Annotated in this window: 15 protein-coding genes; 11 read left to right on the top strand and 4 right to left on the bottom strand. The window is 35.8% G+C overall.

The genetic code is table 11. The features are described 5' to 3' along the window. Positions 1 to 13: 13 nt before the first annotated feature. On the top strand, positions 14 to 1,954 hold the full coding sequence (locus DPQ89_RS00630; protein ID WP_127714109.1) for a CocE/NonD family hydrolase: 1,941 nt from the start codon (positions 14 to 16) through the stop codon (positions 1,952 to 1,954). Here the strand turns inward: DPQ89_RS00630 and DPQ89_RS00625 are convergent. Then, complete coding sequence (locus tag DPQ89_RS00625; protein WP_127714107.1) at positions 1,951 to 4,425, bottom strand: U32 family peptidase; 2,475 nt, start codon at positions 4,423 to 4,425, stop codon at positions 1,951 to 1,953. The genes DPQ89_RS00630 and DPQ89_RS00625 overlap by 4 nt on opposite strands. A 91-nt stretch (positions 4,426 to 4,516) precedes the next feature. Between DPQ89_RS00625 and DPQ89_RS00620 the strand changes: the two genes are divergently transcribed. After that, a complete protein-coding gene (locus tag DPQ89_RS00620; RefSeq protein ID WP_127714105.1) occupies positions 4,517 to 5,149 on the top strand; it encodes a hypothetical protein in 633 nt (210 codons plus the stop codon). Here DPQ89_RS00620 and DPQ89_RS00615 read toward each other — a convergent pair. The 3 genes from DPQ89_RS00615 to DPQ89_RS00605 all read right to left on the bottom strand — a co-directional run bounded on the left by DPQ89_RS00615 (position 5,141) and on the right by DPQ89_RS00605 (position 7,947). Continuing rightward, positions 5,141 to 5,971: a flagellin gene (locus tag DPQ89_RS00615; protein ID WP_127714103.1), complete on the bottom strand. Its 831-nt coding sequence runs from the start codon at positions 5,969 to 5,971 to the stop codon at positions 5,141 to 5,143. The genes DPQ89_RS00620 and DPQ89_RS00615 overlap by 9 nt on opposite strands. A gap of 160 nt (positions 5,972 to 6,131) precedes the next feature. Continuing rightward, on the bottom strand, positions 6,132 to 6,527 hold the full coding sequence (locus tag DPQ89_RS00610) for a hypothetical protein (protein ID WP_127714101.1): 396 nt from the start codon (positions 6,525 to 6,527) through the stop codon (positions 6,132 to 6,134). A 70-nt stretch (positions 6,528 to 6,597) separates the two neighbouring features. Then, positions 6,598 to 7,947, bottom strand: coding sequence for a serine protease (locus DPQ89_RS00605; protein WP_127714099.1), 1,350 nt, complete (start codon positions 7,945 to 7,947; stop codon positions 6,598 to 6,600). A 211-nt stretch (positions 7,948 to 8,158) separates the two neighbouring features. Here DPQ89_RS00605 and DPQ89_RS00600 point away from each other — a divergent pair, with 211 nt between their 5' ends. From DPQ89_RS00600 to DPQ89_RS00560, 9 genes are all read left to right on the top strand, one after another. Further along, a complete protein-coding gene (locus DPQ89_RS00600) occupies positions 8,159 to 8,932 on the top strand; it encodes a ThiF family adenylyltransferase (RefSeq protein ID WP_127714097.1) in 774 nt (257 codons plus the stop codon). A gap of 47 nt (positions 8,933 to 8,979) precedes the next feature. Further along, positions 8,980 to 9,642 carry a TatD family hydrolase gene (locus DPQ89_RS00595; RefSeq protein WP_127714095.1) on the top strand — a complete coding sequence of 221 codons (663 nt, stop codon included), beginning with the start codon at positions 8,980 to 8,982 and terminating at the stop codon, positions 9,640 to 9,642. 119 nt (positions 9,643 to 9,761) lie between these two features. After that, on the top strand, positions 9,762 to 10,895 hold the full coding sequence (locus DPQ89_RS00590) for a hypothetical protein (protein ID WP_127714093.1): 1,134 nt from the start codon (positions 9,762 to 9,764) through the stop codon (positions 10,893 to 10,895). Further along, positions 10,895 to 11,611: a hypothetical protein gene (locus DPQ89_RS00585; RefSeq protein WP_127714091.1), complete on the top strand. Its 717-nt coding sequence runs from the start codon at positions 10,895 to 10,897 to the stop codon at positions 11,609 to 11,611. The genes DPQ89_RS00590 and DPQ89_RS00585 overlap by 1 nt, the downstream gene beginning before the upstream one ends. Positions 11,612 to 11,620: 9 nt before the next feature. Continuing rightward, complete coding sequence (locus tag DPQ89_RS00580) at positions 11,621 to 13,072, top strand: general secretion pathway protein GspF (RefSeq protein WP_127714089.1); 1,452 nt, start codon at positions 11,621 to 11,623, stop codon at positions 13,070 to 13,072. Between the two features lie 11 nt (positions 13,073 to 13,083). Beyond that, complete coding sequence (locus DPQ89_RS00575; protein ID WP_127714087.1) at positions 13,084 to 14,406, top strand: hypothetical protein; 1,323 nt, start codon at positions 13,084 to 13,086, stop codon at positions 14,404 to 14,406. A gap of 1 nt (position 14,407) precedes the next feature. After that, a complete protein-coding gene (locus tag DPQ89_RS00570; protein WP_127714085.1) occupies positions 14,408 to 15,250 on the top strand; it encodes a signal peptidase II in 843 nt (280 codons plus the stop codon). 86 nt (positions 15,251 to 15,336) lie between these two features. Beyond that, the gene (locus DPQ89_RS00565; RefSeq protein WP_127714083.1) at positions 15,337 to 16,482 is read left to right on the top strand and encodes a hypothetical protein; all 1,146 of its coding nucleotides are present in this window, start codon (positions 15,337 to 15,339) and stop codon (positions 16,480 to 16,482) included. Beyond that, positions 16,473 to 17,531: a hypothetical protein gene (locus tag DPQ89_RS00560; protein ID WP_127714081.1), complete on the top strand. Its 1,059-nt coding sequence runs from the start codon at positions 16,473 to 16,475 to the stop codon at positions 17,529 to 17,531. The genes DPQ89_RS00565 and DPQ89_RS00560 overlap by 10 nt, the downstream gene beginning before the upstream one ends. Positions 17,532 to 17,533: the final 2 nt, after the last annotated feature.

The following is a 17,533-nucleotide window of genomic DNA, read 5'->3' as shown; positions in this document are numbered from 1 at the left end:
ACCTTGGAACCTTATGAAGAAGCTTCTATTACTAATTGCCGGACTTTGTTTCCTCTTTAGCTGTGCTAAAAAAGAAAAAGAATTTGTCTACACTACTGTGGATGAAAGGTTTGAAGTTCTAAGGCAACAGCAGCTTTTAATGAGTTCACAAGAACCTAGTACAGCCTATGAGTTAAATAATGATGGAGACGAGATTGAAGATAGAATATCTCCAGTTGTAAATGGATTTTGCGAAATGATTTCAAAAGATAATTTTGAAAGTCCATTTGAGTTTGAGAAAAATTTCTCTTCTTCTGTTCAATTTAATAATTATTTAAGTTCTATAAAAGATCTTTCTTCTATAAATGATAAGTGCCTTGGTAAGAAAATAATCTTCGATAAATATCCTCTTCTCTTGGTGGAGTATGAACTTGAAAAGAGTGATAACTTATATGTTTCATTTAGGGTTGATAATTCACTACTCGTTAAGAGTATGTATCCCTTTTTTAAATCATCTTTTAATATTAGATACCATGATGTTGCAATGAGAGATAAGACTACAATCTCTACTTTATCTTTTGAGTTAGAAGATAAGAAAGCAAAAACAATCTTTATTAAAACTCCATACTTTCATACTGATAGCAATTCTTATTACATGTATAAAGCAATGGAATGGACGAATAAAGGTTATAATGTCGTTATCCAGTCAAATAGGGGATCACATGCTTCTGGAGGTGTATTTAAGTGGCTACATGAGTTAAATGCAAACGATTCAGAAGATGCTATTAATTGGATTACAGAGCAAGACTTTTCAAATGGTAAAGTCATTAGCTATGGTGTTTCCTACGATGGTTTTAATGCTTTAGCCTCTAGTGTAAATTCCCCTAAAGGCCTAGAGTCTGTTATTGCTTGTAGTGCACCATCAAACGCGCAGACTGATTCGTTTACTGCTGGTAAGACAATTGAAGCTTGGTTATTAAACTATATTGCCAATAGAGAAAATCCTGATGAGATTAATTTATTTTATGAAAAGGTAAACTATTTAATAGAACAAAATACAAAGCTAGAAGATATCGACAATCGCTTATACTCTAGAGATATTGCTGATTGGCAAGATTTAATGGATGCGAGAAATAGTGGTGACTTATCAACTTATTGGAAAGAGCGAACTATTTTAGAGGCCATCGAGAAATCTACTATACCTATTTTTCATGTTGCTGGAACTGATGACGACCAAGATGGAAGAGATACTATTTTGGCCTTTGATCATTTAAAGAAAAATGCTCTTAATCCAAGTCTTCATCACTTATATATACATCACGAAGGGCATGGTTGTGGAGACTTTATCCAAGAGTTGGCAGGTGATTTTCTTGATGGGAAATTCAGCAATTATGCTAGTGAATATAGAAGAGTGTCGGCATCTCAAAAAATAGAAGAGGTCACTCCAAAGAGATTCGAAAATAGAGATCTCGTTTTATCTCATTACACGAATGAGGCACAAGACACAATAATAAATGATCGATATGATACCTTGGATAGAAAGGAGACCCATTTACACTTTACAGCGAATGAAGATCTTTTAATTAATGGAAAGATGGAATTAGAAGTAGAGGGGATTTGGGATATGTTTAAATCCAATGTAACTGTAAGTGTTTTTAAATTAAAGAACCAGCAATTTGAGAGAGTTCATTGGATGTTATCAAATTCTACTAGAAGTTCATTTATCATTGACTCTAAAGTTGGAAGCCCGACGAAATTAAGCTTAACGTTGCCACCTGTTCTCTTTGACTTAAAAGCTGGAGAATCACTATTTGTCTTCTTTAATACTAATGTTGTGGATTATTTAGATATTTTTATGGCAGATAGAAGTGAGTACTATTTGGACAATCCAAATTCAGGAGTATTTAGGCTCTTAGATACTGGAAAGCATAGGCTCAAAGTCTCTGTAGAAAAAATGGACGAGACCACCCTTTAATTCTTCTTTCGATCTTGATAATCATCACTTTTGAAAAGTTGACCAGATGAGAGTCCATAACTTTCTTGCTGGCCAAGAGAGTTGTTGAGATCTTCAATTGAAATATTTCCAAGTATATGCTCAATATAGAGTTTAAATTTTTCGAATATAACTGAACCTTCTTCATGAAGGGCCTCGATTCTAAATAAAGAGACACCAAGTAGATTAGACTTAGTTATCAAACTCGCAGCTCCGATAGAAGTCGCATTATACATAGTGTTGCGACATTCCTGATCGGCCTTAATGAAGTGCTTATTTCCGAATTGATCATGTAACTCTACCTTGTGTTTCTCACAAGGTTTACCGCAGTCTTTAAAGGAGCTGCCTTTAGAAAGAAAGGCCGCATATACACAATGCTCCATGTGAAAACTTGGCATATACTGATGTATAGTCACTTCGAAGTTCTTATTTGAGCTATGTTCTATCAAAGAGAGAAGTTGTTGCTCATTTAGGTCATAACTTGGTGTTAATGTCTCAAATCCTTTGTTAAAGAGATAATCGCTAGTAAGAGAGTTGGAGATATTCAAACTAAAGTCTCCCGCGACTCTCGTTTTAGAAGAATTCTCTTTTATAAATTGCATACTTCCTAAATTTCTCGCTAAAATATAGTCAGGAGCTATTCTTATTATACTTTTAAGGTGATGATATTCACCAGGTTTCAAAATTCTATTTGTAGCAATTGCACTTTCTATGCCCGCTGCTTTTAAAATATCTACAGATTCTTGATAATCTTTTCCGTATTCGAAATCTAAAATAATTGAGTCTAGGTAAGTTTTAAGTTCAAGCTGTTCCATTAACTTTTCTGTGAAGCTTCTAACTTGCTCGATATCTCTTAGAAGAATTCTAAACTTGCTCGTTTTGACAGATGAGACTACCTGGATAGGATTAAGGTCAAAGTCTCTAACTTCTTGTTCTCGCTTTTGTGAAAGTAGCTCAAGTAGTTTTTGGGAGTTTTGTTGTCTGAGTCCTTTTAGAACTTTATTTGGAATAAAGGGGGAACTCGATTCTGTTTCAATTGTAATCTTTGAAGCATTAAATATAGTTGCTCCAAGTGAGGAAACTTCTTTTTTAACTTTATCTATATCTAATGTTTTTTGAGCAAGCTCTAATTTATCTTCAGACTTAGAGGAGACAATCTTATCATTATACCTATATTCAAGAATGAGTTCTTGTCCAACAACTGCAAAGAGTTTTACCTCAATTTCTAATTTTTTAAGATAGTTCTTATCACTATAACTTTTAGTAAGTTCTTTAGTAAGGCCCGGTGAAGAGTTGATGTATATATCACTACCAATTGCAACTTTGTCTATCTTGAAGTCTTTAGAAAATCTCAACTCATATCGATTATTTCTGAATGGAAAAACTTCATAAACTTTAGTTCCAATTTCTTTTAGATTGCGATCGGTGGTAGAATTAAATAAAACACCGTCTCCTTTATGTATCTTAATGTCTGAGCCAATCGTTATAGAGTTTTTTCGTAGCTCCAGAACTTGACCAACCTTTAACCCTCTATTACTTCCATAATGTCCATCAACTAACTGTTGATGATCTACACCGTGAAGCCAACCTGGAAAGAATCCACGAGAGTAGGTAATGGCCATTTCATTTATTAGATCTTGTTTTGGTGCTTTCGAATCATCGAGTGCTTTTCTATAACTTCTCGCTACGGAGGCTACAAATTGAGGACTTTTAAGACGTCCTTCTACTTTGAGAGAGTCAACACCAAGTTGTGCAAGGGAGTCAATCTCATTAATTCCGCAAAGGTCTTTAGGAGAGACTAGATAGTTTCTGTCGACTAGATTTTGTTTTTGTCCATCGACAATTAAATCATACTCAAATCGGCAGCTCTGAGCGCACTGACCTCTGTTTGCACTTCTGCCCCCGATAGACTCACTGGTAAAGCACTGACCTGAGTAGGCAACACATAGTGCTCCATGAACAAATACTTCTAGTTCCTTATCAGTATGGTCTTTCATCTTCTTAATTTCACTAAGCGAATTCTCTCGGCCAAGGACATAGCGTTCAATATCTAAATCTTTGGTCAGTTCAATTGCGAGTTCATTAGTAACAGTCATTTGCGTTGAAGCGTGAATAACTTGGTTAGGCGCCATGGACTTTATTAACCTTACAAGGCCTAGGTCTTGAACAATAATTGCATCCGGATTGAGTGGGATGAGTTTTGTAATTAGTTCTTTGGCCTTTGTTAATTCTTCTTCAAAAATTAGAACATTAAATGCGATATGAACTTTTACATTGTATAGGTGGCAAGTATCAATAATTTCTTTTAGCTGTTCAAAACTATGGTCACTACTTCTACCTCGCGCATTAAATTCAGGCATGCCTACATAAATAGCATTGGCCCCGTTGTGGATGGCCGCTAAGCACATTTCCATATTTCCGGCAGGTAAGAGTAGTTCAGGTGTTTTATTCATAAGTGATTGTAATTAGCAAATTAATGTCGATAGAACAATCAATGTGTAAAGAATTCCACGACATAGGGGCTTGAATTTGCTATAAAAAGCTATGGAAACAAAGCTTAAATCTTTTTTATCGGCATTCTCAAGCCTAATGGATTATGAGAATCACTCTGTTTGGTCGCATTGGATGAATAATGTTTCGGATCTATTAGACTCTGATTTACCATCGGCCTATGATCGCTACACCCAAGCATATGGTGGAGCTGGAACATTAAATGATATTCATTTTAGTGATCCTTGGAGTCTCACTTTATTTTGGCGTCTAAGGTCTATTCTAACAATCTATTTTCAATGTGCTGAAATGAATAAAGAAGTTACGACCCAGCTAGGTGAGTTTGAAAACTCTAGGCCAGAAGATTTAAAGGTACATTGTTGTTCTAGTTGTGGGGCAAGGTTTGTCACGCAAAGAGATCTTATTTTGACAGAGATACCGAACAAAATTAACACCCTAATTCTAGAAGAAATTCATTCTACTCCTATGAAGATGCTTTGGGAGAGGTTCTCACTTGCTAGAAAAGAGAGTGTGACTTTATTAGATCAACTTTCTAAAACTATTGATAAAGATTGGTTTATTGTTAAAAGTGACCCATACTTTAGGCCTTGTGAAAGCTGTCAGCAGAACACTTTGAAGCTTCAACACTTTAAATATGATGGACAATCTTGGAGTATGCTAAGCTAGAAGCCTTGCTATTTTTCTAGGATTATTATTATGTAAACCTTGAGTCGCAATATTAGCATTGCTAATGATATCGAGCTTAGCTTTCTCAGCTGTCGCTTTTGCAAAGTCAGTGTCTTTTATTCTGGACTTAGCATCAGAGTTATTAATTTTATCGGTGTGAGCATTAGCATTAGAAGTTTCTAATCGTGTTCCCATTGATCCAAGTAAAGCTCTTTTGTGACTTAGCTTTTCAATCATCCCATCAATCTTAGAAAGGGCACCTTGAGCTCCTGCTTTGGAATCTATAGTTGCGCTGGCCACGCCTAAACTACTTGTTGTTGTTTTCAGTTTTGAAGAGTCAAAAGTAATTCTATTCTGATCCGTTCCACGAAAGCCGACTTGAAACTCGTAGTTTATTCCGCTTCCGTCTAGAAGTTGTCTTCCATTGTATTGAGAAGTAGAGCTAATACGATCAACCTCTTTTCTTAAGTCTTGAAACTCTTTATTTATCAGTGTTCTGGCAGTGGTATCAAAAGTATCGTTGGCAGATTGCATGGCCAGCTCACGCATACGAATTGCAAGATTACTTATTTCTCCAAGGCTACCTTCTGCCGTATGGAATAAGGAGATACCTTCCGAAATATTTCTTATTGTTTGTCCAAGGGATCTATCTTTTGCACGCATGACTTCAGTTATTGCCAACCCAGATGGGTCTACTGCCGCCTCAAACACTCTCGAACCTGTAGAGAGCTGTTTCATCGTCTTTTCAGTTCTAGAAGTATTCTTTGCCATTTGATGCAAAGATGCCTGCGAACCGACATTGGTAAGTAACGATAGAGTCATAATCCTTGACCGTTTTAATCCTTTAAAATTTAGAAATACCTTTTTCTAAATATCCTCATGAGTTTTCCTTGAGGTTTACTTAATGTCGGCAATTTTTTCCAATTTTATTAGGAAAATTATTCCGAATTCCAATAAAATTATCAAAGGTTGATGAACTTGATCAGTCTTTAAATAGAAAAAGTCGTCTGTGTGTTCTAAAGAACTCTCGTGACTGTCGTTCATATTTGAGCTTAGGGTGCCAAATAATCCAGGTCAAAAGAAGCATGGCCAATGTTGCAAAGAAAAGTCCAAGAGTGTGAATATTAATACTTCCGGCCTCAAGGTAGTTGTAGTAGGCAAGTGCTCCGATTGCTAGGGCACTTAGTATGCAAAAGTAATGAAAGTGATCATGATTTTTTAGATGATAAATACTTTCGTGATTATCGATATCTTCGTACATCTCTTTTTGAGAAATTCTCAGCTCTCCTGAGCTTACCATTGACTCTTCAACCTTGTAGTAAAGTTCAATCTCTTCTGGGGAAGCATCTTTAATTGGACTTAGTAGGGGAGTAATCATCTAAAACCTCTTTGTAAATATCTTCACACAATTCTAGAATGAAAGTGTGAAGATTTTATTAAAAAGAAAGTTAAATTTGATCTAGATACTGATCTATTATTTCAAGAAGTTGTGATTTTTCACTTGTACATTCAACTACTTTAGAATTTATCCACTCGTTGGTGCTAGACTGATCCGCGAAGTGAATACCACAAGTTGAGAGAAACTTAAGTCCTGCAATAAAATGGGTAGAATCTTCTCTAAAGTATACGGGAAAGCTAGTTCCTTTGTTTGCAAGAGTCGTTGTTTTCAGTTCGTAGAGAGAAGAGAATACTGACTGGGCAGTAAGTTGTTCAGGTAGTGAGTCTACTTTAGTTATTCTAGTAACATCTTCACCGCGACACTCACTATCTTTACACTGATTAGAAACTTTGCAGTACTTGCCTGAGTCATCTGTAACCCAGTTGTAGTCATTTTCACCACGAACTAAAATACCTTCAACTTCAGCAGTGTTATTGTTAAAGACTGGCGAACCAGAGTTTCCACCAAAGGTATCTAAGTTTCCAACGAAGAACCAGCTATCACTATTGGTTCTAACTTTTGCACCAGAGGCAACTTTCATAGGTAACCCTGATGGGTGCCCAATAACAACAATAGAAGTATTATTAGCGATTTTTCCAGAAGCTCTAAATTTCAGCGGCTTTCTATCTTGCACAACTCTATCTAGTTTTAAAACTGCATAGTCTGCTTCTGTATCATTATCAAGTTTTCTAGAAATGATCGAGCTACATTTGTATAGATTCTTCGCTTCTATTTTACTCACTCCATTTGTAAATCCAAAGGCCCAGCTATAGTTTTCACATTCAGATTGATTTTGAACACAATGACCAGCAGTCACGAGAATATCTTCACCTAAAAGAAACCCCGAGCACCTTCCAGGATTTATTTGATCTACAAATCTTTCGCTAGAGCAAAGTGACATATTATCGCCAATCGTCGTGCTAGGTAGAGTTCCATCTGAACTAATATCACTAGTATTAATTTGGACTGCAACTGATTGGGCCCATAACTTATATCTCTCATCAGTAGCTTGATCAATATCTTGTCTATCGTCATTTCCATAAATGACTTTTGGTGTTGCTAGAGATTTAGAATTAACTGTTTTTAAAAACTGAGTAAGTTCAGAGTTGATGTCTTGAACTTTTCCGTCATGTTCACACTTTGTAGGATAGGTTTTAATAAAAGTAGAGATCTGTTCTTTGAATTCTTCAAATTCTTCAGAAGATGTCTTTGAAGAATATAAATCTTTAAACTTTGACTCTAGTGATTGCTTGTCTTTAATGAAGGTTTCGGTACACTTATCTTCTTCATTACATGAAGTTAATAGTGTCATAGATAAAGCAATTAGTATTATTGATAGCTTATTAGGTTTAAAAAACATTCTCTCTCCCCAAAGATTACTGTTAGATACTCATCGCATTTCATCATTTCTGATGTTTAAGTGCAAGAAATAAGAAGTCTTCCTTGGCCGAGTTGTAAAAATGTAAGAAGAAGATAGGCAAAGTATGTAAGACTTACTCTATTTGGGACAATTTGAAACCACCTAATTTCTTCTTTTAATTATTATAAAAACTGTGATAAATCCAAAAATAATGACAGATTATGATATGCGTTTTGGCGCAATAAAAAGGTTATACGGTAATTTAGCTTTAGATAAGTTAAAAAGCTCTCACGTTTGTGTGATCGGTATTGGTGGAGTCGGCTCTTGGAGTGTCGAGGCCCTGGCGCGTTCTGGCGTTGGCAAGATAACGATTGTTGATCTCGACGATATCTGTATTACGAATGTGAATAGACAGATTCATGCAATTGATGGGCAAATCGGTCGTCCTAAAGTTGAGGTTATGAAATCTCGAGCACTAGTTATTAATCCTGAAATTCAAATCGATAGTATTCAAGACTTTTTCACTGAAAATACAGCTGAAGATATCCTATCTCATAATTTTGACTATGTTATTGATGCAATAGATTCACTTGTTAATAAAGCTATTCTTATTAATGAATGTGTAAAAAGAAACCTTAAAGTCGTGACAGTAGGTGGCGCCGGTGGAAAACAAGACCCGACAAAGGTTTTGGTTGAAGACTTATGTGATTCTTGGAATGATCGATTATTACAAAAACTTAGAAAACATCTCAGGGGACACTTTGACTTTCCAAGAGAGAAAGTTAAGTTTGGAGTAAAGAGTATCTTCTCTCATGAGTTACCGTATCTTTATCAAGATGATGGTAGTGTTTGTCAGATTACGAATGCACAACTAAAGGGGCATAAACTAGATTGCTATTCTGGTTATGGAAGTATCACTCCTGTTACTGCTACTTTAGGTTTTGTTGCAGCTAATGAAGTTATAAAAGATCTTATTTCTAAATAAAAGAAAAATTACCTATTTTTATTTCTATATATGTTTATAATTAGGTTATGCATCTAAATTTTCACACCCATATTCTAAGTAATCATGATGAAGTAATTGATTTCTATAGTATCGACCTAAAAAAAGGACCTGCAGAGTTTTTAAAAGGTAAATACCAATGCTTAGGTATCCATCCTTGGGACTTAACTGAGGAGTACTTAGAGAAGCTTAGTTCCTTCGAATATATAATGCTTGAAGCAGATGTATTATGCTTAGGGGAGATGGGAATTGATAGAACTAGTAAAGATATTTCTATTGAGCTTCAAAAAAAAGTATTTCTTTTTCAATTAAATGTTGCTGCTAAAAGAGGAGACTCTTTTGTTATTATTCACTGTGTGAAAGCCTACAATGAAATTATCGAGTGTTATAAAAAGTCTAAGTTTAAAGGCAAGCTTGTTTTTCATGATTACAACGGTGATGAAAATACAACAAAAGATTTAATCAAAAGGGGATGTTACTTCTCATATGGAAATATGCTCTTCTTTCCAAATTCTAAAGGATATCGTTCTCTTAACTCAATTCCTATTGAGAGGTTATTCTTAGAAACAGATGATCATAGAAGATTTTCAATCTTTGATGCTTACGAAAAGTTAGCATCGATTAAGAAACTTGAAGAAGGTGAGCTAATCACTCAGATACTTGCTAATTTTGATAGATTAAAAAGCACATAACGAGTTTTCAAAAACTTAGAAGCTGATCTAATCGGTATAATGTTCCAAAGCTTTTACTCAATAATTTTTCATCATAATATAAGTTGTGTACTAACTATATCTATATGATGAGGAAGGGAATGAATTCTAAAACGAAATTAAAAATAGGCTTAATGCTCTTAGTAAGCATGAGTAGCTTTGGTGACTCTTGGAAAACAGCTCATCAGCTTCATAATCGTATAACAGGTGTTCCTCCTTCTAAAGATGTATTACAAAGAATGTCTATTCTTGTTGCTTCTAACCAAGTTGAACAAGCAGCTAAAGAAGCGATGAATAATAAGAATTTTTATAATGTTGTTCTTAAAAATTGGGCCAAGCCTTGGACCAATGAAGATGAAACCAATAGAATTCCTTTTAATGATTACGTTGCAACAATTATTGGTGTCATTCGAGATGATAGACCATTTTCAAGCGTTCTTCATGATGACATTCTATATACTGTAGATAGCGGAGATATTGCTCCTTACTCTTCTGATTCTAATGATCACTATAAAGAAGCGGAAGAGAAGAATATTGATTTAAAAGAAGCGCTCTCTCTAGCAACTCAGTCCCAGATGAATGGGATTAGTGATACTGCAGGTATTATTACAACTAGAGCAGCTGGTGAAGCTTTTTTTTCTGATGGAACAAATCGTGCCATGACTAGATATACTTTTATGAATTTTCTTTGTAAGGACTTTGAGGATTTACATGATGTGAATCTTCCTGACTTTAGGGTTAGGCAAGACGTTGATAGAAAACCAGGTAATGATTCAAGAACTTTCAAGAATAAATGTGTTGGTTGTCACGCTGGCCAAGATGCTCTCGGTGGAGCATTTGCTTACTTTGATTATGTTGATGGTGAAGTTAAGCATACTCCAGGAACTGTAGTAGAAAAAATTAATCGCAATAATCTCTTTCCTGCAGGTTATGTTACAACGAATGACTCTTGGTTAAACCTTTGGGCAAATGGACAAAATGCATCTCTTGGATGGCGAGGAAGTCAAAATGGAGCAGGTGCCAAATCTCTGGGGAGAATGTTATCCAGTTCAAAAGCATTTTCTAGATGTATGGTGCAAAAAAGCTACAAACTTATTTGTCTAAATGATGCAAAAGAAACTTTAGGTGAAACTCAAATTGATAATTATGCAACGATGTTCGAGTCGACTATGGGATTTAGAATGAAAGATCTATTCTCTAAGATGGCCTCTATTTGTTTTAAAGGAGGTAATTAATGAAGAAAAGATCTATGAAAATACTAGGTTCAGTAACGACTGTAGTTCTATTGCTACTAAGTTATAATCACTGTGTTGTCAGTCAAAAGACCGGAAAGAATAAGAGCACTAAGACGAGCACAAATGAAACAGTGGTTAATAATACTCAGTCAGACTCGAGTATTCCTGAGACGATTGAAGATCAAAATATTCCTAATCCAAATCCAGTGGTTACACAGACTGTAGAAGTTGGAGTTAAAAATTATGAACAGATTTTGATGACTATGGCCCAACTCACTGGAGTTAGCATCGAAGATAGAGAGATTAGAAATACGTATGCAGCAGTAAAAGACCAATTACCAACAACAAATAGCATAAAGTCCTTTCAGTCTGCTAATCAAGTTGCCATTGTAAAGCTAGCGGCAGAATTTTGTAATGAGCTGGTTGAGTCAGCAAGTTTAAGGGCGAATATTTGGCCAGATTTAGACTTTGGTCGAGCGCCAAGTTCTGAATTAGATAATGAAGGAAGAGCTTATCTAATAGATAGTGCAATTGATCACTTTTGGATGCTAAGTGATCAGGAGTTTTCAACAAAAATTGCAGCTCAAAGTGAATTAAATTCTTTAATTAATGATTTGCTGGTAGGGGAGAATCAAGGTTCTTCAGCAGTGACCAGAGAAATAGCCAAAGGCGTTTGTATATCAACCCTAGGTTCTATTCATGCAATTATGCTTTAGGAGATTATGATGACTAAGAAAAAAGAAGAAAAGATAATTATTCCTGAAGGTCATACTCTAAAGACAAGAAGAGATTTTCTCTCTCATGGACTTATTTCTATGGGCGCCCTTACGGCAGTACCATCTCTATTAGGAGTTCTCTCAAATCAAGCATATGCTGCTGTTGACTGTGAAGTCGCTCAGGCCATTGTAGGAAAAACTCCAATACTTATTTTTGATTTGGCCGGAGGAGCTAATCTTCCAGGTTCTAATGTTATGGTAGGAGGAGCAGGAGGACAAATGGACTTCTTGCAATCTTATACAACTCTAGGGCTGCCGCCTGATATGCATCCAAAAAATCAAGGACAATTAAATACTGACTTAGGGTTGGCGTTTCATGGAGATAGTGGGATCTTGCGAGGAATTCAAGACAATACCTCTGCTGCGACTAGAGCAAAGGTTGATGGAGGTGTATTTGCCAGTTCATCAAGTGATGATACTCAAAATAATCCACTCAATCCAATGTACTGGCTCAATGCTGCTGGAGCTCAAGGGTCTTTAACAAATTTAGCGGGTACAAGAAATAGTGAGTCTGGAGGGAGATCTAGATCTCCTGCAATGTCTATAAACCCAGCTGCGCAACCTGTAACAATAAATAGACCAGAAGATGCATTAGCATTAGTTAATATCGGTAGACTTAATACTGTCTTTTCTAGAAATCAAGCTCAGAGGATTTTAAAGGCCACTCAAAGAATGAGTGAACAGAGAATTAATAACTTCTCTTCTAAGTCTCTTCCTGAACAAATTAAGGCCTTGGTTTCTTGTGGTTATATTCAGTCACAAGATGTTTTAAATAAGTTCTCAGAAGAAGCAATTAATGCATCAAGTGATGCTGATGTACAGGCAGTCTTTGGAAATCTAAATAATGGTGACGATAGAAAGACGGCGACATTAGCAAAGCTTGTTCTAGAAGGTTATATCGGAGCTGCGACAATTGAGAAAGGTGGCTATGATTATCATAATAGAACAAGAGCAACTGGTGAACAAAGAGATGAGTCGGCCGGTGTATTAATAGGAAAAGTCTTAGAACTAGCGGCCAGAAAACAAAAAGATCTTATGATTCTTGTTTATACAGATGGTGGAGTTACTGCAAGAGCTGAAATAGATGACTCGGCAAATGGGAGAGGTAAGTACGTCTGGTCTGGAGATAGCGGTCAAAGATCAAGTGCTTTTATGATGGTTTATAGAAATGCGGGTAGAGCAACTCTAAGAACTGGAAAGAGGCAAGTAGGTTGGTTTAAAGAAAGTGGATCAGTGGAAAATAGTGCAATGGCCACAAGTAATAGTTCTGTGAATTTATCCAAGGCCATCGTTGCAAATTACCTCGCTCTTAGTGGAGAAGAAGGAAGATTAGACGCGATTGTAGGAGATAATCCATTTGGACAGGATTTGGATAAATATTTAATTTTTAATAAACTTTAAGGTTTAAAAGTATGTGGAAAAAGATTTCAAGTGTTGTTGTATTAGGACTTTTGTTGGTGACGTATAATCATTGTGGAATGCCAGCAGCTTCTAAGAAAAAAAGTGATTTAACTTTTTCACACCCTGATGATATTAGTGTCAGTAATAGTGGAATAGTATCTACAGCAACTGGTGATGATGTTGAATTCTTCTCCAATACAGTTTGGCAGATTACAAAGAATAGATGTGCTAGTTGTCATGGTTCCTTGCAACAACCTCTACATGCTTCAAGTGATGTTAATACTGCATATGATGCTATTATCAATAGTTATAAAGTCAATTTTACAAATCCTGAAAATTCAAGAATGGTTCTTAAATTAAAAGACGAAAATCATAATTGTTGGTCTAATTGTGCAGATAATAGCAATGAAATTCTTTCTGAGATAGAACAGTGGATCGCTATGAGAGATTCAGCTAATGTCACTCCTATTGATGATGAAGCATCTTCTAATTCTAGTATGACGACAAATGAGTCTTTAACTCTAGATCAAAGTTTAAATGCTGGAGGAAATACTGGTCTTATAAAGCTTCAGCCTGGAGCCGCGATGTTACAGGCCCCAATGACGAGAGGGCAAAGTGGAGATATTGAATATCTCTATGTTGGTGGAACTGGTGTTAATAAGAATGTAAACGACCCAACTGCTGGGATGGCCTTTATTAATTTCTCAAGCATGAAAACTGCCACATACAAAATGTGGGCCTATGTTGATGCGAAAGCAAATAGTGATGATTCTTTCTTTATTAGATTAAATAATGGTAACTATGCGCAATGGCATATTCCTGCCACGAATGGTTTTGAGTGGAGAGAAGTTACGACTACTACAAATAGAAACCCTATGAATTTCTTTATGCCTCAAGGGGATTCTAATAGATTAGAAATTAGACAAAGAGAAGATGGTACAAAGATAAGTACCGTCATACTAACTGATGACTTCAATCAATCTCCAACAACTTTCGACCTAGGTACAAGTGTTACTTTTAGTTATGATATTTCTGCAATGGTTGGTTTAAACTCTGGGTCAGTTAGACTTGAAGTCGAATGTAGAGAATTTGACGAATATACTTATCAGTTCTTTAACCCTAAGATTATTTCTAATCGAAATATTAGAGTGAAGGGAATGAAGCTTCTCATTAATGGAAATTATAATCCTCAGCACGCAACATATAATTTTGTAGATAAAGTTGTTGGTCCCGCCGACTCTTCAGTATCATCATCTTCTCTTTTAGCAATTAAAGAGAATGGAAATACTGCCGATCGTTTCTCATTCTCGTTTGAAGTGTTAGAATTACAATAGTATGGGAAAAACATTTTTTAAATGTCTTGGGATCTTTACCCTTGTCATAATTATTGATCAAATCTCTAAATATCTAGGAAGAGGTTTGCCAACGTTACACTATAATGAAGGGGTCATCTTTGGCCTCTATTCTGATATACCTAGTGCCCTTAGAATTATCGCTTTAACAAGTATCTCAGGTTTTATTTTCTTCATTTATACCGTTTTGATTTATATGCTTTCACCTCGACTTGCTATTCTTAAATATGGGATATCATTATTTATAGGTGGAATCTTTGGTAATGTGATAGATAGAACTCTTATCGGTAAAAGTATTGACTTCATTCCATTTAATATTATTCCTGGAATTGAGATTACATTTAATATTGCAGACGTTTTCCAATGGGTCGGTGCGGGACTAATTCTTTATAAAATAATTAGCAAAGAGAAAATTATCTGGCATCCTGAAAATCAAAGAGGAAAACTTCTTCTATATTCTGATGAGCAAGTAAAGTTTGCTTCAAAATTAACGGCGATTGTAGTTAGCTGCTCTTTGATCTTCGGTATCTTTTCATTTACTTACTTTAGAACTCTATTAGTAGAAGTTGGTCTTTTGAATCAAAAATACTTTATCACATATCTTGTGGCTTATATTTTCTTGTCTCTCAGTTTTGCTCTTGTGGTTTTTATTAGTGGAATTGTTCTTTCTCATAGAACTGTTGGTCCAATTTTTGCTTTTGAGTCCTTTATTGATGACTTAATTGAAGGCGTAGAGAGGGGAGAGTTTTCTTTGAGAGAAGGTGATAACTTTCGTCGCTTAGAAAAGGTTGCTACTAAGATAAAAACTCACTTAAATTCAAAATAATTACTGCGCTGCGTATGCACTTGCCAATTTTCACTGTTACAATATTTAGTATCTCTAAAGATATTTATTTTAACAGTTGATGATTATTGAAAACACTTAAGATACTATTTTTCTTTCTTATCTCATTTAGCCTGAAGGCCTACCCTAATTATATTGGATACGGCTATACCTCATGTCTAACTTGCCACTATAATCCTCATGGAAATGGCCCTCTTACTGATTATGGAAGAGCTGTATCCGCCACTGTTATTGCAGATCGTTCCATTTGGAATAGTGATGTTAGTGAAGATGAAATTGGTGAGCGATCAGGCTTTATGTATCAAAAGGCATTTACTAGTTGGCTTAGGCCATCTGTTAATTATAGAGGTTTGGCACTTAGAACTAATTTGGGAGAAAAGAACTCAGAAACCGAAGTTATTCATATGATGGCCAATGTTAATGTGGTCGCTAAATTTGGTAAAAATGATAAATACTACGCTTCTGGTACTTTTGGATATGCTCCAAAACCACGCGGTGATAAATCAAATGATGAGCCAACCTATAGATCTCGTGAAGCCTACATTGGAATGAGAGTAAATGAAAACTGGGGTCTCTATGCAGGATTAATGGACAAGGTTTTCGGCATTAGAGTTCCTGATCATATAGCATTCTCAAGAGCGATTACAGGCCTTACTATGAATGATCAATCTCAAGGAGTGGTTGTTCATTATACTAGAGCAGAGTTTGAAGTAGGAGCTCAATATTTTGTTGGAAACCCTACTCAAGATCAAGAAGTGAGACAAAGTGGATTTACATCTCAATTTGAATATACTTTAGGTCCTAAATCGAGAGTAGGAGCTTCTCTGTTAATGTCTGAGAGTGAATACTTGAAAAACTCAATGTATGCTCTACATGGAAGGTGGGGATTTGATAAAGGCTCTTCAATTATGGCCGAAGTTGGACAGGTCACTAAGACGCCTGTTGTAACTGCACAAGATTTGACAAGTCGATATGCATTTTTCCAAAATCATGTTCTGTTAAGAAGAGGAACATTCTATTTAACTTCTGTAGAGTTCCTATGGGCCAATATAGAGAAAACGGATAAGGTTCTTCGAATTGGTCCGGGTTTTCAATATCTTCCTTTTCAAGGTCTAGAACTTAGATTTGATCTATATAATTCTCGAGTTTTTAGCGATTCAAACTATTCAAAAGACACATGGTCTTTTGCTGGACAACTACATTTATGGCTATAAGACATCTACTTTTACTTTTTTCAATTTTATGTTTTGCAGGAAGCTCTCTGGCCAGGAAGGCCTCTGTAGAGGAGAGAGAGGCCTTTAAAAATGCTAAGATAGCCTATAAGAAAGGTCTATATGATACTAGCTTGAATATACTTCGTTCGAGATATAATTTTAGAAGAATGTCTACTCCTTCTGGCGCACTTGAATTGGCAGCTCTTGCAAATGAAAAGCTAGGCTATCACAAAGATGCATTAGTTATATATACAGTATTAATTAAAAAGAAATACCCACAGAAGAACCAAGAGATTATTAGCTCTTATAGAGCAGATGGTAATGCTGAAGATATCGAAGGCATTGATGAAAAACTATCTTTTTACTATTATAAAAAGGCCTATAATACTAAGGCCCTATATGACGAATCTAATAATGAACTCTTTTACAAAGCGGCTCAAATGTATACAGCAATTTGTATCGCGGCTGAGCATCATGAAGATGAAGCTGAAGAATTATTTGAAGCTGTAGGCGAGAGAAAGAATGAGTACCAACGCTTGGTTTATAAGCAGAGTAAGAACTTACTGGTTAGTTATATTACTTGGCAAGATAAGCTGACTCTAGTTTCTCCTTCCGGAACTAAACAAGATATTGGGTCGTCCGCAGAAGGTACATGTTTAGGCGGTGGCTTTGAATATGCTAATGCTTATATTAATTATAAAATGGATGCCTGTATTGCATTTGCCAGTGCTACTGTTGGAGAAGACACAAAAGAGATAGATTACTTTCAGTCCAATGTTACAGAAAGGGCGCTCTTTTTATTTCCTGGTGTTAGATGGAAACCTAAAGCAGGAAGCGTCTCTTTTGGGATGTCGGTACCATTTGTTTATAGAGTAGGAGACTTTACTGAACCAGATGGATTCACAATTGAAGGAAAATCCCAGATGGGCCTTGGGCTAATGGTTGAATCTGGATGGATGTATAAGAGTTTTGGAGTAGACCTAAAGCTTGGACGAATATTTGGTTTCTCTTCAACGACTATGTCTTTTGGAGTAAATTATATTTTCTAATC

It is taken from the genome of Halobacteriovorax sp. HLS (genome assembly GCF_004006665.1).
GTDB lineage: Bacteria > Bdellovibrionota > Bacteriovoracia > Bacteriovoracales > Bacteriovoracaceae > Halobacteriovorax.
The sequence above is the reverse complement of the archived record's forward strand: the minus strand, read 5'-3'. Positions and strand labels throughout refer to the sequence as shown.